Raw genomic sequence first — 19,426 nt, 5'->3', positions numbered from 1 at the left:
CCCGGCAATCTTGCCTGAGTCATGGCACTGCCATTGTCGTGGCAGAGGACGTCTCCGCTGATGGTGCCGAAACGGCCGAGCCCGCAAGAAGTTTCGCCACGATTGCCCGGTTTTGCACCGAAACGTCCAGAGCTTCATTTGCAACGGCAAGCGTCATGTCGTCGACAGGCAGCTGCCTCGCTGTCAAATAGGCCTTTGCCGCGTCGGCCCATAGGGCAGAATCGGTGGCCGCAACCCGTGACCAGTCGCCCTCGCGACGAAAGAGATGGCGCATCGTCTCTGAGGGAGGTTGATGCGGCAACAGCAAGGCGGCCTCACCTTTGCGATCAAGGGCAACCAAGGCCCGGGCGCGCAGGTCATCCGCCTGAGGGCTGCTGCCCGCGAGCGAAGCCAGCGCATCTTTGGGGCGATGCAGCGCGAGATAGGCTTCGGCAAGTGCCAATTGTCGCGCATCCTCAACCGGAGGCGCGGCCGCGCCCTCAATCAAAAGCCATTGTGCGGCTTCGGCGTGGAAGCCGAGCGTTGCGAGTTGTTTGGCAATCCGGAGCCGGCCTTCGGGCCGGATCAAATGGGCGGCATCGCCTGGCGGCGTGAAGGCAAGATCCAGCAGGTCGGCAGCGGTGCCGCGCTCCGCCAGAAGTGTCCAGAACCGATCTTTTGCTGAAGGTGCGCTACGAAGTATCTGCGCGGCGGATTGAAACTCGCCCGACAGGGCATAGGCGATCACCAATGCATGACGCAGGTCCAGGCCCAAGGGTGCCGCGGCGAACTGTGCCTCCAAGGCCGCAATGTTCTGCAGGCGCGCAGGTTGGATCGGCGTCCGGTTGTCAAAGGCCAATTTGACCAGCGCGATGAGTGCTTCTGCTTCTGCGATGCCGGGGGTTGCGGCGGCCTTTTCCAGTGTCGCGCGCGCGGCGTTCTCCTCCTGCTCAGCAATCTGAAGACGGCCGAGCGCAAGATCAAAGCCAGGTTCCGTCAGCCTGGTCTCGCGTTCGATCGCGGCTCGGATCCGGTCTGCGGCTTTTAAGTCGCCCTGTTCGCGGAGTCGGTCGATCAACGGACCGACCAAATGGTGTCGCAAATGTCGGGGCAGATTGGCGAAGGCTTGATAAATATCATTTGACGCAATCGGTTCAGCCGGACGCAGGTGCGGGCGTGCCAGGATGGCCCAAAGCGCCACGGCCGAGCGGCAATGCGCAAGATCCGCAAAGGGGTCTGGATCCGCAGGATCGCCGTCCATGACCTGTGAGATCGCGATATAGCCAGCACGGTATTCCTCGGATGCAGGAAGTTGCTGCAAGAGCTGCCGTGCCTCTGTTCCGAAACCAAAATGCAGATAGAGTTTTGCAGCCAACATCAAATCCGACGGGGGTGGGTCGTCGATATCTGATGCCAGCACCTGCGCGACCTTTTGCAAGAAGCCCGCGGCGGTCGTGCCGGCAGGGATCCAGTTTTCAGCAATATATTCCTCAGGTGCGGGGCAGTCTGGTTGCAAGATGGCGGTAGTGTCGCGTTCGCCGATATGCATTTCCAGATTGGGCTCCGCCCGCAACTCAATCTGCGGAAGGGACGGGTCTCCGGCGCCATCTGCCTCCGGCACGGCAAGCTCGATAAGACCCGAAGATGCGGCTGTGCCGATCTGGCGCGCCAGGTCACGACCCAGTTCGCGTGGAGCCCTGTCGGGAGTCACCATCGGCCGGATTCCTCCGGTCTGACGCATATTCCACCCCAAGGCGAGAGCGGGCGTCTGAGGTAACGGTACTGGGCGGGGCAGGGGCTGTTCAAGCGCGTGTTCAAATGGGGAGCCGGCGGGTGGTGGCCCCGACTTTACGTCAACCACGATGATGTCGGGCTGGAATGCAAAGGCGGTCGCGTGGCACGCACAGGCGGCAACGATGCGCAGGTCGGAACTATCTGGCAATTGCCGCACTTCGGCGAGGCGCGTGCGACCGATGCGGTCGCCAACCTTTGAAAGATCATAATCCTCCGTCGCATCCGGGAGGCTGAGGCGATAGCCATCCTGCATCCGGCCAAGCTGCCAGTCTTGGGCATGTGGCAAGGTGATCACCAATCGAGTGAAGCCGTCATGTTCGCCGGAGGTCACAAGCATTGGGCCCGCCCGCAGCGTGAGTGGGATGAGAAGGAGCAGGGCGCAGAACAGCCAACGGATCATGCTGCATCTGCCTTCAATCCGCGCAAGGCCTGTTCAAGATCCGAAAAACTTGGTCGCAGCGCATGTGGCGTGTTTTGGCGTCCGACCTCTATGCAGATATTTGCCGGGTGGCTGTAGAGATTGGCCACAAGCACCTCGCGGATGAGCTGATAGAAATGATCATCCTCCTCGGTCACCGTGCGCAGCCGCGTCGCAAAGGGGCCGACAATCCCGTAGGAGAGAAACACGCCCAGAAATGTCCCGACGAGGGCCCCGCCGATCATCTTGCCAAGAACCTCAGGCGGCTGATCGATGGAGCCCATGGTCTTGATGACTCCGAGCACGGCGGCGACGATCCCAAGGGCCGGCAGGGCATCGGCCATGGATTGCAGCGCATGACTGGAATGCAGGGCGTGATGTTTGGATGTCTCCATCCTTTTATCCAGCACTTCTTCAACCTGATGTGGGTCGTCATAGTTCATCGAGGCGGCGCGCATGGTGTCGCAAATCAAATCGACGGCTTCATGATCGTGCAGGATCCGGGGATATCTGCTGAAGATGGGAGAGTCCTTCGGCTTTTCGATATGTTCTTCCAGGGCGACGGGATTTCCGCGCGCCAGACGGATCAGTTCAAACAGCAGGCAAAGCAGGTCGCGATAATCTGCCGGTTTCCAGTGCGCGCCCCTGAAAACCTTGGCGATATCGCGCAGCGCCTTTTTCACCGCATGGCCATCATTGGCGACCAAAAAGGCACCGAGCGCCGCACCACCGATCATGATCATTTCGAAGGGCAGGGATTTGAGGATGATCCCCATCTTGCCCCCGGCAAGCACATAGCCACCAAACACCATCACGAAGATCAATACGATCCCGACTATTCCGATCATCGCCCCCTCCTGCTCGCTCGCTTGCTTGCCTGATCTTCGCGCCTGAAATTTAAGAAAGGCTTGCCACCCGGCATTCTATTCGCGCGGAACATTGGCATTGCGCCCGGCCAGCAGCGCAGTTGCGGCATAGGCATTGGGCTCAGACATTCCGGCGAGGATTGCCGCGGCCTCTTTCGGCCGCATCCGGCCCAGAAATCCGGCGGCAAATTGCGGGTCCATCCCGTCGAAAAGGCGTGCGGCCTCTTTTGGCTTCATGGCCTGATAAACTTCGGTCAATTGCGCAAGATCCTTCTCTGCTGCCTCATCGGCGAGCGAAAGTGTTGCGCGCAATCGTGTCTCTGCCATGTTCAATTCGTCGAGGCGTTGCTGGATCACCGCCTCTGACAGATCCAGGGCCGAGATGCGTTCCGCCAGCGCGACCTCGCGGATCTCGACCCGCTTCTCACGTTCCCTCAGGGCCTCAGCAAGAGCGACCGGCGGAGGAGGGCAGGACAGTGGCATCGAGCGATCGTCCGATGGCATATCGGGCTCTGCCCCGGCAGCAATCGCCTGACCGACACCAATTCCGACGCGCAACGCCGCGCTGGAAAGCAAAAGCAGAAGCAGGCTGACTAGGATGCCACCACCGAGCCTACAGATCATTGCATCACCTCCTGACCTGTGCGGTTGCTGCGACGGCGCAAAAAGCGGGGTTTGCGAAGGTCCTGTGGCTCGGTGACGGGCGGCGACGGCGGCTCCAGCGGTGGGATATCCTGCATCGACGCCAGCATGACCTCCAGTCGTGCGGCGACCGTCTCCGCCCTATCGGTCAGCCCTTGCAATGTCGAGGCAGAGGCGGTGGAGGCGGCGCGCGCCCGTTCCAGGGTGCGGGTCAGGTCATCAACCTGCGCCGAAAGCACGGCAACTGCCGCGCCCATTCCCGATTCGAGGCTTGAAAGCTTGCGCAGGCGTCTGGACAGGACGGCGCAATATAGCGCCAAGCCAAGCGCACCGGCGATCATCAGCATATCAGCGATCAGGTCCATTCTGGCCTCTCAGTTTAAGATGAACTCGGTGATGAGCAGGTCGTTCACCCGGCCCTCACCGGTGACCAGCTGGATACGTCGCAACAGGTGGCCCCGGATGCGGATCAGCGCCGCCGGATCCTGCAACCGCGTGACCTCCACCGCGCGCAGATAGGTGTTCGTCACATCCAGAACGCGCGGAATGAGATGAGTAACCTCTGCAACATAGGCCGGCGGCACCTCGAGCTGCGCGGACATGCGCAGATGTTGGTTCAGCCCGGCTGCGCCAAGCGAGATCATCACCGGGTCCACCGCAACGAAGGCGACAGGCGGCCCTGCGCCTGAAGGCACGGCTGTGTGCGCCCATGGCAGGGACCCGCCCGGAAGAATCAGCCGCGCATAGCTGGCATAGAAGCCGCCGGCACCAAGAAGAAGACCCAGAGCGAGGCCAAGCATCATCGGCAGGCGCGATTTGCGCTTCGGCGGCGGCGGGGCGGCATCGGGTTCGGGCATCGCGGGCTCCGGCTGTCTATCTGACCCCAGCTATAACCCCGATCTCACTAACCGTTTCTTAAGGCGCACCAGACAAGACTTCATCAGCGGGGGCAGAAGCCCCGAGAGCGGAGCTGCGCCTTGCAAAACCTGATATCGCTTTGGTCCCAATGGAATTTTCAGAAAAAGGCCGTGGTCGTCATGGCGACGCTGCTGATGTTCGGGGCGATTCTCGGCCTGTCGCGCATGGCGGGGCGCACCGATTACGCGCTGCTTTACGCCGGGCTTGAGCCTGCGGCTGCAGGGCAGGTGATCGCCGCGCTTGAGCAGCAGGGTGTAAACTTCGAGGTGCGGGGCAATTCGATCCATGTCGAGGCCGCGCGCCGTGACGCCTTGCGAATGCAGCTTGCGGGTGAGGGGCTGCCTTCGGTTGCCGCAGGTGGCTATGAGATTCTGGATGGACTCTCCGGCTTTGGCACGACATCGCAGATGTTCGATGCCGCCTATTGGTGCGCGCGCGAGGGCGAATTGGCCCGCACAATTCTAGCCACGCCGGGTATTCGTGCGGCGCGGGTCCATATCGCACAGGCCTTGGGGCAGCCGTTTCGGCGCGAGGCGCGGCCCTCGGCCTCGGTGACGGTGACCACCGCGCAGGGCAGTCTCTCGGCTGCGCAGGCACGCGCCTTTCGGCATCTTGTGGCAGCAGCGGTGCCGGGCTTGCTGGTCGAAGATGTCGCCGTGATCGACAGTGTGTCGGGTCTCGTGCAAGCCAATGAAAGTGGCCCGGATGCCAGCGGCACCGATCCCGACCGCGTCAGTCTGTTGCGCCGCAATGTTGAACGGTTGCTGGTGGCGCGGGTCGGCCCCGGCAATGCGGTGGTAGAGGTGAGCCTTGATCTGGTGACGGATCGCGAGCAGGTGACCGAGCGGCGCTTTGATCCGGAGGGTCGGGTCGCAATCTCGTCGGAAACGCAGGAGAAAAGCGGCACCAACAGCGAAAGCGCCCAGGATGTGACGGTGGCCTCCAACCTGCCGGAAGGCGATGCAACTGCGGGCGGCAACAGCCAGAGCCAGACCTCTGAAACGCGGGAGCGCACCAATTTCGAAGTGTCTGAGACCCGGCGGGAGCTGTTGCGCAATCCTGGCGGGGTGCGGCGGCTGACGATTGCGGTTCTTGTCAATGATATCGGCGCGCCTGCGCCGGATGGCACGATCACCTGGCAGCCGCGTCCCGAGGCCGAACTTGCCACCCTGCGGGAACTGGTCGCCTCGGCCGTTGGCCTCGATGAGACGCGCGGCGACGTCTTGACGCTGAAATCGCTGCCATTCGAACCGGTGCCGGAACAGGGCAGTCTGGCCGAGGCGGGGGCGCTCAGCGGATTGGGCCCCTTTGACGGGATGGCGCTGATCCGGATGGGTCTGCTGGCATTGGTCACGCTGCTGCTTGGCCTATTCGTGCTGCGCCCGGTGCTGACCGCGCGCGCGCAGGTTGGTTTGCGTGACGGGGGCCAACCTCTCGCCCTGCCCGGTCAGCACCCCGAGGACAGCGGTGATGGAATGCGGGTGATCCATGGCGAAATCGACGATGGCCCCTTTCCCGCCCTGTCGGGCGAGGCGGAGGAAGTGCCTGCCGACCCGGTGGAGCGCCTGCGGCGTCTGATTGATCAGCGGCAGGCCGAATCCGTGGAGATCTTGCGCGGCTGGTTGGAGACCGGCGAGGAGCGGGGGTGATGTCGGGGCTCAAACTTGAGATCTTCTCGCAGGGGAAGGAGGCCCCTGAAAGCGCGGCCACCGTCGATCCGGCGGTGCAAGAGGCACATCTGGCGATCTATGAGCAGGGATATCGGGCCGGATGGGATGATGCGACGACGGCGCAGAGTGCGGATCAACGCAAGATCCGGGTGGACCTGGCGCATAGCCTCCAGACGCTGAGCTTCACCTTCCACGAGGCGCGGGCGCATGTCTTGCAGGCGCTGGCCCCGCTCATGGAGGAAATGGTGGCGCGGATCTTGCCGGATCTGGCACGGCAGGCGCTGGTGCCGATGGTGGTCGATCAGCTGCGCCCCTTGGCCGAAGGCCTGGCGGATGCGCCACTGATCCTGATGGTGCATCCGCAGGATCGCGAGGGGATCCAGGCCCAGCTGGACCGTATCGGCAACCTGCCGGTGGCGCTGCGCGAAGAGCCGTCGCTGGCACAGGGGCAGGTATGCCTTGGGCGTGGCCCGCAAGAGGTGGAAGTTGATCTGCAACAGGCGGTGCGCGCGATCGCGCAGGCCACACGCGGCTTTTTTGGTCTTTCAGAGCAGGAGTGAAACATGGACGAGGCGATGGACAACAACCCTTTCGGCCATGTGCCGATCGAGATTGTCATTTCGGTCGGCAAGGCGCGACCGCAGGTGCGCGATCTCTTGCGGCTGCAAAAGGATGCGGTGCTGCCGTTGGATCGGCGTGTCGATGACCCGGTGGAACTTTATGTCGGGGACAGGTTGATCGCACGGGGCGAGTTGCAGGAGATGGAGGGCGAACAGGCCGGGCAACTGGCGGTGCGGCTGATCGAAGTTGCGCCGACACGGGGGGCGCTTTGAACCGGGGCCTTGTCCTGATCGTGCTCTTGCTGCTGCCGGGACCTGGTCTTGCGCAGGATGCGTTGGACGGGATGCTGACTGCGTCCGTGCCCGATCTCTCGACGCGCTCTGTGCAGCTGATCGCGCTGATCACCATTATCAGCATCGTGCCCGGAATCGCGATCATGGTGACCTGCTTTCCCTTCATCGTGACCGTGTTGTCGATTTTGCGCCAGGCATTGGGCCTGCAAACGGCTCCGCCCAATATGGTGATCGTGAGCCTGGCCATGTTTCTCAGCTGGTTCGTGATGGACCCGGTCGTGACAGAGGCCTGGAATGCGGGCGCGGGCCCGTTCAGCCGAGGCGAGATAACGCTTGTCGAGGCAGTTCCCGTCACCTTGGAGCCGTTCCGGGTCTTCATGGCGGCGCGGGTCGATCCTGAAACCTTTGCCGAATTGCAGGCGCTGCGTCCGCAGGAGCCCACCCTGCCGACGGAGGCCGCGCTCTCGCTCTTGATGCCCTCGTTTCTGCTGTCAGAGATCCAGCGCGCCTTTGAAATCGGGTTCATGATCTTCCTGCCCTTCCTCATCATCGATCTGGTGGTGGCAGCGGTGCTGATGTCGATGGGCATGATGATGGTTCCACCCGCGGTGGTCTCCTTGCCGTTCAAGCTGGCTTTCTTTGTTGTGGCGGATGGCTGGGGCATTCTGTCAGCGGCGCTGGTGCGTGGCTACCTGACCTGAGGCGCTTGCGGGCCGATCCCGATCCGGGTCATTCTGCATGGTGAGGGGCGGATGGAGGCGCAAATGCAGGTCGGGCCACGCAATCTGATCACCGATGTGGCGGGGCTGCGGGTTGGCAATGCCCATGATGCGCGGCTGCGGTCGGGCTGCACGGTTCTCCTGGGGGACGCACCCTTCGTTGCGGCGGTGCATGTGATGGGCGGGGCACCCGGCACGCGCGAGACCGATCTTCTGGCACCGGAACGGCTGGTGCAGCAGGTCGATGCGCTGACGCTGTCGGGTGGGTCTGCCTTCGGGCTGGATGCGGCCTCGTGCGTGGCGGATGGTCTGCGCGGGCAGGGACGCGGCTTTGCTGTGGGCGCGCAACGGGTGCCGATCGTGCCGGGGGCGATCCTGTTTGATCTGCTCAATGGCGGCGACAAGGATTGGACGCGCAACCCCTATGCCGATCTGGGCCGCGCGGCACTGGATGCAGCCTGCCTGGATTTCGATATCGGCACGGCCGGGGCGGGCTATGGCGCGGCGACTGCCACGTTGAAAGGCGGGCTGGGTTCGGCATCGGCGGTGCTGGACAGCGGGATCACCGTGGGTGCGTTGGTTGCGGTGAATGCGCTGGGCTCTGTCACCATCGGCGATGGGCCGCATTTCTGGGCGGCTCCTTTCGAAATCGGGGCAGAATTTGGCGGGCTGGGCTTCGCCGGTCACCATGATCCTCTGACTGAACCCTTGCCGATGAAACGGCAGGGCGAGGCCACGACGATCGCCATTGTCGCGACCGATGCGCGGCTGACCCAGGCCGAGGCGCGGCGGATGGCGGTGGCCGCGCAGGATGGCATGGCGCGCGCGATCCTGCCGTCGCATACCCTGCTTGATGGGGATCTGGTCTTTGCTGCTGCAACCGGCCGGCAGGCCATGCAGGATCCTCTGCGCGATCTGTTTCAGATCGGCCATGTTGCGGCGCAGGTCTTGGCGCGGGCCATCGCGCGTGCGATTTTTTCTGCCAAACCCTTGCCGGGCGATCTGCAACCCAGTTGGCACAGTCGCTTTGGCGCATATGCTGCAACTGCGAAGAATTCTTGACATTCGCGTGATCCGGCGGGATCAAGCCCCTGTTCAGGTTCCGGCCAAAAGCCGGTGAATAGGGAATGCGGCAGGGCCTTGGCCTGATCCGCAGCTGCCCCCGCAACTGTGAGCGGTGAGTGACGCCAGGATGCCACTGGGCCGCGAGGCCCGGGAAGGTTGGCCGAACGATGATCCGCGAGCCAGGAGACCTGCCTGGATAGCACCCTTTCCCGGGCGCGGGGCGCGCCATGGAAGCGGCAAAACCGCAGCGGTGATCACGCGTCACAGTCTGCGGAGGCAACTCCCGGACATTGCATTCAGGCCATGCCCCGAGGAGGGAACCCTATGCCGTCCCAAACCAGAATTTCGCTTTTGCTGTCCGCCGCGCTCGTCCTGCCCGGCGCGGCATTTGCGCAAGATGACGTGACCACCTTGCAGGAAGTGATCCTGTCCGGCGGTCTGACCCCGGTCGCCGAGGCGGGCTATGGACGCGCCCATACGGTGATCGATGCCGCCGAGATCGCGGCGCGCGGCTTTGCCACCGTGCAGGACGCCTTGCGCGCGGTGCCGGGCCTGTCGCTATCGAGCAGCGGCAAAAGCCTGACCGCGCTGCGGATGCGCGGCAGCGAGACCAGCCATGTTCTGGTGCTGGTCGATGGCGTGAAGCTGGCGGCAGGCGGTGACGAATATACGCTGTCGGGTCTGGAGACCGCCAATATCGAGCGCATCGAGGTGCTGCGCGGGCCGCAATCGGTGTATTTCGGCTCCAATGCCTCTGCGGGGGTGGTCAATATCATCACCCGCAAGGGCGAAGAGGGGCTGCATTACGGTGGCGCGGTTGAGGCGGGCAATGGCTGGGGGGCCTCGGCCTTCGTGTCGCAGCGCGGCGCGCAGGGCGGGCTGTTTCTCGGGCTGGCGGCACGCGATGATCGCGGCTTTGATGTGTCGGATGATGCGGGCGGCGACAAGGACGGGATCGACCGTCGCACCCTGACCTTCTCGGGCGATTATGCGCTGAGCGAGGATCTGACCGTGGGCTTTGCGGTCCGCCGCTCGGATGAGACCTACGGCTTTGACGCCACGGGGGGCTATTGGGATCCGGTCCTGAACATGTGGATCGATCCGGCCGATGAGGCAGGTTATCTGGTGGATTCCAACGATACCAGCGACCGCAAGGAAACCTCCGGTCTGGTCTTTGCCGAATATGCCATGCTGGAAGGCCGTTTGACCCATCGCCTGTCCTGGCAGCAAAGCAAGCTGGATCAGCGTTTCAACAACCCGATGAACAGCAATTCCATCGGTCATTCCGAGGCGCTCAAATACCGTGCGAGCTTTGGCCTGGACGGGGCGGTGGACGGGGCGGATCACGTCATCAGCCTGATGATCGACCGCCAGCGCGACACCAACACGTTGCAACCCGGTCTGGACCGCGAAAGCACCTCTTACGCGGCGGAATATCGCGGCCGCTTTGATGCGCTGAGCGTGCAGGGCGGGCTGCGCCATGATGACAATTCGGTCTTCCCTTCGGCCAATACCTGGACGGCGGCCCTGAGCTATGACCTGAACGAGAGCCTGCGCCTGCATGTCTCGGCCGGCAAGGGTGTGGTCAACCCGGCTTATGCAGAGCTTTACGGCGGCTTCGGGCAGGTGGGCAATCTTGGCCTGAACCCGGAAGTGAACCGGGGCTATGATCTGGGCATCGAGGCCAGCTTTCTGGACGGGCGGGCCGTGGCGGACCTGACCTATTTCAATGAGCGCCTGCAGGACGAAATCACCTGGACCGGCGTGCCGGGGCCGGATGGCAGCAATTACTTCAACCAGACCGGGCGCTCGACCCGCGAAGGGGTGGAACTGTCGGGGCGCTTTGAGGCGACCGAGACACTGGCCCTTGGCCTCAGCTATACCTATCTGGATGCGCGCAACCCCGATGCCAGCCGCGAATTGCGCCGCCCGCGGCATGAGCTGGGCCTGACCGCCGGGCTGCAGACCTTTGGTGGGCGCGGCAATCTTGGCCTTGATCTGCGCTATGTCGCGGGCAACTGGGACACCCAGTATTATGGGGCCTATGCCACGGCGAAACTGCCGGATTACTGGCTGGCCAATGTTTCCGCTTCTTATGACGTGACCGACACGCTGCGTTTGACCGGGCGGGTGAACAACCTGTTCGACAAGGACTATCGTGAGGTCTGGGGCTATGCGACCGAGGGGCGCACGGCCTGGCTGGGGCTGGAAGCCAAGTGGTAACAGGGCTGCGCCCCCTGATGGTGGGGCTGCTGGCCGGGCTGTGCCTGATGTCGGTGGCCGCGAATGTCGCGGGAGCGCAGTCTGCGCCTGAACGGGTGGTGTCGATCAACCTCTGCACCGATCAACTGGCAATGTTGCTGGCGGCACCGGGGCAGCTGGTCTCGGTGTCGGACCTCGCGCGCGATCCGCGTGCCTCTGCCATGGTGGCAGAGGCCGGGCGCTATCCCGCCAATCACGCCGGGGCAGAGGAGATCTACCTGTTGCAGCCCGATCTGGTTCTGGCGGGCAGCTATTCCGACCCGGCGACGCTTTCGATGCTGGAACGGCTCGGCATAAGGGTGGAACGGTTTGAGCCGGCCTATGGGCTGGATGCGGTGGAGGCGGGCATCCGTCATATGGGTGCGCTGTTGGGGCAGGGGTCGCGGGCCGATGCGATGGCTGATGATTTCGCCGCGCGCCGCAAGGCGTTCGTGACCAGGGCGGGCGGGCCGCTCGCCGCGAGCTATTCCGCCAATGGCTATACGACCGGCGCGGGCAGCCTGTCGGGCGAGGTGATCCTGGCCGCCGGTCTGCGCAATCTGGCGCAGGAGCGCGGGATGCAAGGCGGTGGCGTGCTGCCGCTGGAACTGCTGTTGTTGTCGGACCCCGATCTGCTGATCGGCGGCGACACCTATCCCGGTGCCTCGCGCGCCGAAGAGATCCTGCATCATCCCGCCCTGTCGGCGCTGAGGGCGCAGCGGGTGCAGATCGCGGATCGGGACTGGCTTTGCGGATTGCCGCATGTTCTGGATGTGGTGGCGCGTCTGGCCGCCGAAAGACAGGATCTGGAATGAGATTTCCCGCGCTGGTCACGCTTTTGGCCCTGCTTTGTGCCGCGCTGTTTGTGCTGTCGCTGCTGGTGGGACCTGCGGGCATCGCGCCGGGGCAGGCATTGACCGCGCTGCTGCGCGATGAGGGCGCGCTGACCATGGTCATGCGCGAGATCCGGCTGCCGCGCGCCATTCTGGCGGTGATGGTGGGGGCAAGCCTTGGTCTGTCGGGGGCCGCGATGCAGGGCTATCTGCGCAACCCGCTGGCCGAACCGGGCCTGATCGGCGTGTCGGCCTCTGCTGCCCTGGGTGCGGTGATCGCGCTGCAAACCGGCTTTGCCGCAACATTCGCGCTGGCGCTGCCCCTATCGGCTTTGGCGGCCGCGGGACTTGCGGTTCTTCTGATCCTGATGCTGGCCGGGCCGGGTGGATCGGCGCTGGCGCTGATCCTGGCCGGGGTTGCCATTTCGGCCCTGGCGGGGGCGCTGACCTCGCTGGTGCTGAACCTGTCGCCCAATCCCTTTGCCGCCAATGAGATCGTGTTCTGGATGATGGGCTCGCTTGCCGATCGCAGTTTCGCGCATGTGTTGACCGCGCTGCCGGTGATGGCCTTGGGCTGGGTTCTGCTGGCTTCGCTGGGTCGGGGTCTGGATGGGTTGAGCCTGGGCGAAGATGCTGCGGCCAGCATGGGGATCAATCTGCGGGTGCTGCGGTTGCGGCTGGTCATCGGTGTCGCTTGCGTCGTGGGGGCTGCAACGGCGGTCGCGGGGGCTGTGGGCTTTGTCGGGCTGGTCGTGCCGCATGTGCTGCGCCCGCTTGTCGGCGCGCGGCCCTCGCGGCTGCTGCCTGCGGCGGCACTGGGGGGGGCGGCGCTGGTGCTGGCGGCCGATCTGTCGGTGCGGCTGGTGCTGCCGGATCGTGATCTGAAGCTGGGTGTGCTGATGGCCATGGTTGGCGCGCCGGTCTTCCTGCATCTGATCTGGCGTCTGCGGAGGACGGAATGAACGGGCTGCGCCTGACCGATCTGACCGTCCCGCGCGGCGCGCGGCTGGTGCTGGATGGCATCAGCCTTGCGGTCGCGCCCGGCGAGTTTGTCGGCCTTCTGGGCCGCAATGGCGCGGGCAAGACCACGCTGCTGCGCGCAGCCCTTGGCCTGATCCCGTTCAGGGGGCATAGCAGCCTCGCCGCACTGTCATCGGATGCCCGCGCCCGTCAGGTGGCCTGGCTGCCTCAGGCGCGCGAGATTGCCTGGGCCTTGCCGGTGGCAGATGTGGTGGCTTTGGGGCGACTGGCGCATCGCGACCGCGATCCGGTGGCGGTGGAGGCCGCTCTGACCCGGATGGGCCTGCAAGCCCTGCGGGACCGCACGGCCACCGCATTGTCGGGCGGTGAACAGGCGCGGGTGCTGATCGCCCGGGCCTTGGCGCAGGACACCCCCCTGCTGTTGGCGGATGAGCCGGTGGCCGGGCTTGATCCGGCGCAGCAGATCAACACGATGCAGACCTTCCGCGCGCTGGCGGCCGAGGGGCGCAGCGTGGTCGCATCGCTGCACGATCTTGGCCTTGCCGCGCGGCATTGCACGCGGCTGGTGGCGCTGGCTGGCGGGCGTGTGGTGGCCGATGGCCCGCCTGCCGAAGTGCTGCGGCCCGGCATCATGGCAGAGGTGTTCGGTGTTGAAGGGGCCTATCTCGACACGCCCGATGGCCCGCTGTTCCAGCCTCTGCGCAGCCTGCCGGATGCGGCGCCGTGATTGCGGTTACCGAGGATCGCCCCTGGCTGATCGCCGATCTGGGCCAGCCCCGACGGGTTCTCAGCTTTGCGCCATGGCGGCCCGGCTTCCAGGCGGCCTCGCGGATCATTTGGCGCGAGGTGCGCAATGCCGATCTGACGCCGGGGTTCGATGCTGAAAGCTGGTATGCGGACGAACTGGCCCGGGCCGGGCATCTGGATGCGGTGGGGATGCTGACCTCGCGCAACATCACCAAATACGAACTGCATCTGACCGAGGTGGAGGGCATCCGTGCCACCTGCCTTGCGACGGTGGGCCTTGGCAATGCCGAGCGCATTGGCGCGCGATTGGGGCGGGTGCTGGTCGATTGGGGCACCATCAACATCGCGGTGCTGGTGGATGCTCCATTGACGGATGCCGCGATGCTGGAGGCATTCAGTCTGGCCGCCGAGGCGCGCACGGCCGCCGTGCTGTCGGTGGGGCTTGCCACGCCCAAGGGGCTTGCCACCGGCACTGGCACCGATTGCATCGCGCTTGCGGCGGATGCAGGGTCGGGGGCCTATGCCGGCAAACACACCGCCATTGGCGAGGCGGTGGGACAGGCGGTCTTCGCGGCGGTGACTGGCGGCGCGGCAGGCTGGATGGCCGAAAATGGCCACCGCCTGCCGCCCGGCTGAAGGATGCGTGTGTCGGCGTGCGCCGAGACCGGATCAGCCCATGCTCGCGTCAGGATAACACACTCAGGAAAAGGCGCGCGCGGGCCGAATCGGCCCATGCACGCCGGTCTGAACATTCAGCCCATACGTTCCGAGGCGTAGGATCCCGGCGAGGGCGGGAAGACCACGGTCTTGTTGCCATTCAGGAAGACGCGGCGATGGATATGGGCATGGATCGCGCGGGCCAGCACCTGCGCCTCCACATCGCGGCCAAGGCTGACATAGTCATCGGCGCTTTGCGCATGGGTCACGCGGATGATGTCCTGTTCGATGATCGGGCCTTCATCCAGATCGGCGGTGACGTAATGCGAGGTGGCCCCGATCAGCTTCACGCCGCGCTCATATGCCTGCTTGTAGGGATTGGCCCCCTTGAAGCTGGGCAGGAAGGAATGGTGGATGTTGATGATCCGCCCCGACATCGCCTGGCACATCTCGTTCGACAGGACCTGCATGTAACGTGCCAGCACGATCAGTTCGGCCCCGGTCTCGCGCACGATGCGCATCTGCTCGGCCTCGGCCTGCGCCTTGTTCTCTTTGGTGACCTTGATGCAGTAATAGGGAATGTCCTGGTTCACCACGACCTTCTGGTAATCCATATGGTTGGAGATCACCGCGACAATCTCGATCGGCAGCGCCCCGATGCGCGAGCGATAGAGCAGGTCGTTCAGGCAATGGCCAAAGCGCGAGACCATGATGATCACCTTGGTCTTGTCGCCCGCAGCCCCCAGCGTCCAATCCATATCGAAGGGTTTGGCGACATCGGAGAAATCGGCGCGCAGGGCTTCCGCACCCACGCCATCCTCGCTGGTGAAGGTCACACGCATGAAGAAGCGACCCGTTTCCCGGTCATCGAACTGGGCGCTGTCGGTGATATTGCACCCCTTGCCTGCCAGATAGCCCGAGATCGCGGCGACGATGCCGCGCGTCGTCGGGCAGGTGACGGTAAGGACATAGTTCGAGAAAGTGGTCATCTTGCGTTCCCTGTAGGCCATCGGGGTTGTTGGTAGCGTCGATGGGACTGCATGACAATGCGCGCCACAGCCGGGAATATTCGCCCGAGAGCGACACGCCACAGGATTTATCGGCAAGAATCATCACCCGCGGGGCAGGGGCCGCGAGACAGCCTTAGGCTGCAGGCCAGATCAGCGCCATCAGCAGGAAAAGTCCGGTGACGATCACGGTCAGCCCCACCGCCAGCGATCCGAGATCCTTGGCGTCGCGCGCCATTTCCGACCAGCCGGGGGATAGGTGATCCACGACAACCTCCAGCGCGGTGTTCAGCGCCTCGACCGCAAGCAGGGCAAGGATCAGCATGGCAAAGACCGCGATCTGCCAGATTGATGCCCCGCGCAGCACCAAAAGTCCGATGCCCAAGCCCCCCGCCAGACATTCCTGCTTCGCCGCAGCCTCGCGCAGCAGGCGGCGCATCCCTTGCATCGAATATCCTGTGGCATCGACGAAATGCAGCAGCCCCTTGCGCGGCGGTGGCGGTTTGACGGGATCGGTCATCACTACTCTTTTCTGTCGTTCAGAAGGTCTCAGGCAAAGGCTTCAGCCGACGGCATTGGGCGAAGGCATCATGGCCGCACCCGGCCCAGGCTGATCTCCACCGCACTGGCATAGCCCAGGTTGCGGTCGAAGTGACCGTTGCGCAGGAACAGGATGGTCTGGGCGATCACTTCGGGGTTCAGCATCATGAAAGTATGGGTGACAGGCAGGGTCAGGTGGTCCGTCATGCCCGCTAACCGGGTGGACATTACGGAAACCTTGCCGTCATCGGGCCCTTCGATGATGGATGAATAAATCGGGTTCAGGGAACGGTTGCCCGCAATCACCCCCAGATCGAAATCCGGCAGCGGCAGGGCTGAGGGAAGCGCCTGCCCGTCTGTGCCAAGCTCGGCCCCGGCCGGGCCGTTGATCCATTCAAAGGCACCGATCTGCCCGAAGGCATCGACAATCTCCGACCCGTGATTGGGCGGGGCCAGCATCACCGCCCGGCCCATATTGGGCAGGCTGTGATCGCGCAGCCAGACCCGCAACAGGATGCCACCCATGGAATGGGTGACGAAATGCACCTTGCGGCCCGTGGCGCAGCGCGCGGCGGCCTCGCCCACGCGGGGGGCCAGATCCTGGATTGCCAGAGAGGTGGAGGGGTAACCTTCATTCACCACCTGATAGCCTTGGGCGATCAAGGCGGCCTCCATCGCCATCAGCGAGGCTTCGCTGCGCGCAAGGCCGTGCAGCAGCACGACGCATTCGCCGTTATCCGGGACCTGATTGCCCGGAAGCGGACTGTCCGGCGCGCCATCCTGTGCCTGGGCTGGCAGGGCGGCCGCTAGCAACATGGCGAGGGCGGCAAGGGCCTTGCGCAACATATCCGCCTCCTGACCAGAAAACCCAACCTGAACGGAAGAGATGGACAATTCGCGACGCCTCGGCAAGTCTCGACCACATGAAAACGCTGTGTCCCCGTCTTGCCGTCCGTGCGCTGATCCTGCACGAAAACCGTCTGCTGCTGGTCAATGCCTGGGGCGGGGGCGTGTCGGATCTGTGGTGCGCACCGGGTGGCGGGGTGGAACGTGGCGCATCGCTGCCCGATAACCTGATCCGCGAGGTGCATGAGGAAACCGGGCTGACGGTCACGGTCGGCGCGCCGGTTCTGGTCAACGAATTTCATGACCCGAATGGCAGCTTCCATCAGGTTGATCTCTATTTCCGCTGCCAGATCGTGGCAGGAAGCCTGTCCCCGACATGGCGCGACCCGGAGGGCGTCGTGACCGAACGTCGTTTCTTTGCGCGCGCGGACCTTGCCGGGATCCGCTTCAAGCCCGACTGTCTGCCAGAGGCCGCATGGGGCGGCACGATGCTCTATGACCCGCTGGAACCGATCATCCGATGAGCCGCGCTTTCATCAAGGAGGATACCGAGGATCTGGCACCGCTGCCCGATCTGCCGGTCTCGCCCCATCCCAATCTGGTGACGCCGCGTGGATTGGCGACACTTCACGCCCGGCTGGCCGGGGCGCAGGCCCAGCTTGCCAGCCTGCGGGCGCGCACTGACCGCCTCGACAAATTGCCCGAAGCTGCGGCAGAGCGCGACATCCGCTATCTGGAGGCGCGGCTGCGCAGCGCGATCCTGATCGACCCGGCCAGCCATCCGGGGCATGAGGTGGCGTTTGGCCACCGTGTGACGGTTGCCGATGCGGAGGACACAGAGCGCCGTTACGAGATCACCGGCGAGGATGAGGCCGATGCCGCCCTTGGCCGCATCGCGCCGCAATCGCCGCTGGCCCGCGCGCTGCTTGGCGCGCGGATCGGCGATCTGGTGATCTGGCGCAGACCCACCGGCGATCGGGAGCTGGAGGTTCTGCGCATCGATCTGCCAGAGGGGTGACAGAGGCCTAACCGGAGCCCCTTAACCGACGAATGTGTCTTTGCCGCACTGAGCCCAGACCCAACCCGTTGCTTGCAGCTGCAACTGGCCATCAGCCAAGCAGGCCCCGGAAGCCGGGCCGTCGATCCGGTCGAGCCCGGCTACGGGCAAGCTGATCGCTGCGTCCGAGAGGTTGAAGATACAGAGCACCGACCCCGCAGCGCCGTCACGGCGGAAGGCCAGAGCGGGCGGGGCCACATCGAAGAACTGGCTGCGCCCGTCGCGCAAGGCGCTGCTGCCCTGCCGCCATGCCAGAAGGTCGCGGTAAAGGTTCAGCACCGACCCCCCACTTTCCTGCGCGGCCACATTGCGCGCCCGCTGCGGCGGCTTCACCGGCAACCAGGGCGTGCCCGTGGTAAAGCCCGCCTGATCGGAGCCATCCCAGACCATCGGCGTCCGGCAGCCATCGCGGCCCTTGTAATCGGGCCAGAACTTGAAGCCCGGCGGGTCGGTCAGCTCGTGATATTCGATATCCGTTTCGGTCTGGCCCAGCTCCTCGCCCTGATAGAGACAGATCGAGCCTTCAAAGGACAAAAGCATCGCGGCTGCCAGCCCGGCCACCGCGTCTTGCGGGCCGAAACCTGCCCAACGGGTGGCATGGCGGATCACGTCATGGTTGGAAAACGCCCACATCGGCCAGCCATCGGGGGCGGCGCGGAAGAACCCCTCGATCCGCGAGCGGAAATGATCGGGCGTGAAGGTCGGCCCCAGCATGTCGAAACTATAGGCCATATGAAGGCGGCCCGGCGCGGTATATTCCTCCATGGCCCTCAAGGCGCGGCGCGGGCCCTCACCGATTTCACCGACCATGGCACGGTCGTCGAACCCATCCAGCAGGCTGCGCATCCGTTCCAGAAATGGCAGGTTCTCGGGGCGCAGCTTGGAATATTCGTGATCCTGCATGTCATAGGGGTTGGCGGGCGGCAGGTTCTCGGCACGCGGTTCCGGTCCGTTGTCGCGCAGTTTCGCGTCGTGGAAATAGTAATTCACCGTATCCAGCCGGAACCCGTCCACCCCGCGCTCCAGCCAGAAGCGCATGGTGGACAGCAGGAAGTCCTGCACCTCGGGGTTGTGGAAGTTCAGGTCGGGCTGCGAGGCGAGGAAATTGTGCAGGTAATATTGCCGCCGGCGCGGGTCCCATTCCCAGGCGGAGCCACCAAAGACCGACAGCCAGTTGGAGGGCGGCGCGCCGCTTGGTTGCGGATCGGCCCAGACATACCAGTCGGCCTTGGGATTGCTGCGATCCTTGCGGCTTTCGACAAAGGCGGGATGCTGGTCGGAGGAATGGCTTAGCACCTGGTCAATGATGACCTTCAGGCCCAGCTCATGCGCCCGCGCCAGCAGCGCGTCGAAATCGGCAAGCGTGCCGAACAGCGGGTCGATGTCGCAATAATCGCTGACATCATAGCCCATATCGGCCATCGGGCTGGTAAAGACCGGCGACAACCAGATCGCATCGACGCCAAGGGATGCGATATGATCCAGCCGCGCGGTGATGCCCTTCAGATCGCCGATCCCATCGCCATCGCTGTCCTGAAACGACCGGGGATAGACCTGATACACAACCGCGCCGCGCCACCAATCCGACATGC

21 protein-coding genes and 1 riboswitch are annotated in these 19,426 nt (G+C 64.3%); of the genes, 12 read left to right on the top strand and 9 right to left on the bottom strand.

Annotated elements, in window-relative coordinates; translation table 11 throughout:
- Positions 1-19: 19 nt before the first annotated feature.
- The 5 genes from GBJ34_RS05835 to GBJ34_RS05815 all read right to left on the bottom strand — a co-directional run bounded on the left by GBJ34_RS05835 (position 20) and on the right by GBJ34_RS05815 (position 4,556).
- On the bottom strand, positions 20-2,173 hold the full coding sequence (locus GBJ34_RS05835) for a hypothetical protein (RefSeq protein ID WP_151718324.1): 2,154 nt from the start codon (positions 2,171-2,173) through the stop codon (positions 20-22).
- Positions 2,170-3,039: a flagellar motor stator protein MotA gene (gene motA / locus GBJ34_RS05830; protein ID WP_151718323.1), complete on the bottom strand. Its 870-nt coding sequence runs from the start codon at positions 3,037-3,039 to the stop codon at positions 2,170-2,172. The genes GBJ34_RS05835 and motA overlap by 4 nt, the downstream gene beginning before the upstream one ends.
- Positions 3,040-3,114: 75 nt before the next feature.
- On the bottom strand, positions 3,115-3,681 hold the full coding sequence (locus GBJ34_RS05825; protein ID WP_151718322.1) for a MotE family protein: 567 nt from the start codon (positions 3,679-3,681) through the stop codon (positions 3,115-3,117).
- Complete coding sequence (locus GBJ34_RS05820; RefSeq protein WP_151718321.1) at positions 3,678-4,064, bottom strand: hypothetical protein; 387 nt, start codon at positions 4,062-4,064, stop codon at positions 3,678-3,680. The genes GBJ34_RS05825 and GBJ34_RS05820 overlap by 4 nt, the downstream gene beginning before the upstream one ends.
- Before the next feature lie 9 nt (positions 4,065-4,073).
- Positions 4,074-4,556 carry a flagellar basal body-associated FliL family protein gene (locus GBJ34_RS05815; RefSeq protein ID WP_151718320.1) on the bottom strand — a complete coding sequence of 161 codons (483 nt, stop codon included), beginning with the start codon at positions 4,554-4,556 and terminating at the stop codon, positions 4,074-4,076.
- A 120-nt stretch (positions 4,557-4,676) separates the two neighbouring features.
- On the opposite strand from GBJ34_RS05815, the gene fliF reads away from it, so the two are divergent.
- From fliF to GBJ34_RS05765, 10 genes are all read left to right on the top strand, one after another.
- Positions 4,677-6,266, top strand: coding sequence for a flagellar basal-body MS-ring/collar protein FliF (gene fliF, locus GBJ34_RS05810; RefSeq protein ID WP_151718319.1), 1,590 nt, complete (start codon positions 4,677-4,679; stop codon positions 6,264-6,266).
- Positions 6,266-6,847 (top strand): FliH/SctL family protein, encoded by a 582-nt coding sequence (locus GBJ34_RS05805; RefSeq protein ID WP_151718318.1) that lies wholly within the window; start codon positions 6,266-6,268, stop codon positions 6,845-6,847. Before fliF ends, GBJ34_RS05805 begins: the two co-directional genes overlap by 1 nt.
- A 3-nt stretch (positions 6,848-6,850) precedes the next feature.
- Positions 6,851-7,120, top strand: coding sequence for a FliM/FliN family flagellar motor switch protein (locus tag GBJ34_RS05800; protein ID WP_151718317.1), 270 nt, complete (start codon positions 6,851-6,853; stop codon positions 7,118-7,120).
- Positions 7,117-7,842 carry a flagellar type III secretion system pore protein FliP gene (fliP, locus tag GBJ34_RS05795; RefSeq protein ID WP_226341054.1) on the top strand — a complete coding sequence of 242 codons (726 nt, stop codon included), beginning with the start codon at positions 7,117-7,119 and terminating at the stop codon, positions 7,840-7,842. The genes GBJ34_RS05800 and fliP overlap by 4 nt, the downstream gene beginning before the upstream one ends.
- A 63-nt stretch (positions 7,843-7,905) precedes the next feature.
- Positions 7,906-8,922, top strand: coding sequence for a P1 family peptidase (locus GBJ34_RS05790; protein WP_151718370.1), 1,017 nt, complete (start codon positions 7,906-7,908; stop codon positions 8,920-8,922).
- A gap of 18 nt (positions 8,923-8,940) precedes the next feature.
- Positions 8,941-9,135: riboswitch (cobalamin riboswitch) on the top strand.
- A gap of 114 nt (positions 9,136-9,249) precedes the next feature.
- Entirely contained in the window at positions 9,250-11,148 is a 1,899-nt protein-coding gene (locus tag GBJ34_RS05785; protein WP_151718316.1) for a TonB-dependent receptor plug domain-containing protein, read from the top strand.
- Positions 11,149-11,165: 17 nt separating this feature from the next.
- Positions 11,166-11,981, top strand: coding sequence for an ABC transporter substrate-binding protein (locus GBJ34_RS05780; RefSeq protein ID WP_151718315.1), 816 nt, complete (start codon positions 11,166-11,168; stop codon positions 11,979-11,981).
- Positions 11,978-12,961, top strand: a complete 984-nt coding sequence (locus GBJ34_RS05775; RefSeq protein WP_151718314.1) for a FecCD family ABC transporter permease — start codon at positions 11,978-11,980, stop codon at positions 12,959-12,961. The genes GBJ34_RS05780 and GBJ34_RS05775 overlap by 4 nt, the downstream gene beginning before the upstream one ends.
- Complete coding sequence (locus tag GBJ34_RS05770) at positions 12,958-13,707, top strand: ABC transporter ATP-binding protein (RefSeq protein WP_151718313.1); 750 nt, start codon at positions 12,958-12,960, stop codon at positions 13,705-13,707. Before GBJ34_RS05775 ends, GBJ34_RS05770 begins: the two co-directional genes overlap by 4 nt.
- On the top strand, positions 13,704-14,363 hold the full coding sequence (locus tag GBJ34_RS05765) for an adenosylcobinamide amidohydrolase (RefSeq protein ID WP_151718312.1): 660 nt from the start codon (positions 13,704-13,706) through the stop codon (positions 14,361-14,363). The genes GBJ34_RS05770 and GBJ34_RS05765 overlap by 4 nt, the downstream gene beginning before the upstream one ends.
- Before the next feature lie 116 nt (positions 14,364-14,479).
- Here GBJ34_RS05765 and purU read toward each other — a convergent pair whose 3' ends face one another.
- The 3 genes from purU to GBJ34_RS05750 form a co-directional block, all read right to left on the bottom strand.
- Entirely contained in the window at positions 14,480-15,373 is an 894-nt protein-coding gene (gene purU, locus GBJ34_RS05760) for a formyltetrahydrofolate deformylase (protein WP_151718311.1), read from the bottom strand.
- A gap of 154 nt (positions 15,374-15,527) precedes the next feature.
- A complete protein-coding gene (locus GBJ34_RS05755; protein ID WP_151718310.1) occupies positions 15,528-15,911 on the bottom strand; it encodes a diacylglycerol kinase in 384 nt (127 codons plus the stop codon).
- Positions 15,912-15,979: 68 nt separating this feature from the next.
- Positions 15,980-16,777 carry a lipase family protein gene (locus GBJ34_RS05750; protein WP_151718309.1) on the bottom strand — a complete coding sequence of 266 codons (798 nt, stop codon included), beginning with the start codon at positions 16,775-16,777 and terminating at the stop codon, positions 15,980-15,982.
- A gap of 77 nt (positions 16,778-16,854) precedes the next feature.
- On the opposite strand from GBJ34_RS05750, the gene GBJ34_RS05745 reads away from it, so the two are divergent.
- Together GBJ34_RS05745 and GBJ34_RS05740 are read left to right on the top strand one after the other, a co-directional pair.
- Positions 16,855-17,301 carry an NUDIX domain-containing protein gene (locus GBJ34_RS05745; RefSeq protein ID WP_151718308.1) on the top strand — a complete coding sequence of 149 codons (447 nt, stop codon included), beginning with the start codon at positions 16,855-16,857 and terminating at the stop codon, positions 17,299-17,301.
- On the top strand, positions 17,298-17,795 hold the full coding sequence (locus GBJ34_RS05740; protein ID WP_151718307.1) for a GreA/GreB family elongation factor: 498 nt from the start codon (positions 17,298-17,300) through the stop codon (positions 17,793-17,795). The genes GBJ34_RS05745 and GBJ34_RS05740 overlap by 4 nt, the downstream gene beginning before the upstream one ends.
- A 21-nt stretch (positions 17,796-17,816) precedes the next feature.
- Here the strand turns inward: GBJ34_RS05740 and GBJ34_RS05735 are convergent, their stop codons facing one another.
- Positions 17,817-19,424 carry an alpha-glucosidase gene (locus GBJ34_RS05735; protein WP_151718306.1) on the bottom strand — a complete coding sequence of 536 codons (1,608 nt, stop codon included), beginning with the start codon at positions 19,422-19,424 and terminating at the stop codon, positions 17,817-17,819.
- Positions 19,425-19,426 lie beyond the last annotated feature (2 nt).

Origin of the sequence: Gemmobacter serpentinus (assembly GCF_008973825.1) — a bacterium.
GTDB classification, from domain to species: domain Bacteria; phylum Pseudomonadota; class Alphaproteobacteria; order Rhodobacterales; family Rhodobacteraceae; genus Gemmobacter; species Gemmobacter serpentinus.
This window is presented reverse-complemented; position numbering and strand designations above follow the sequence as displayed.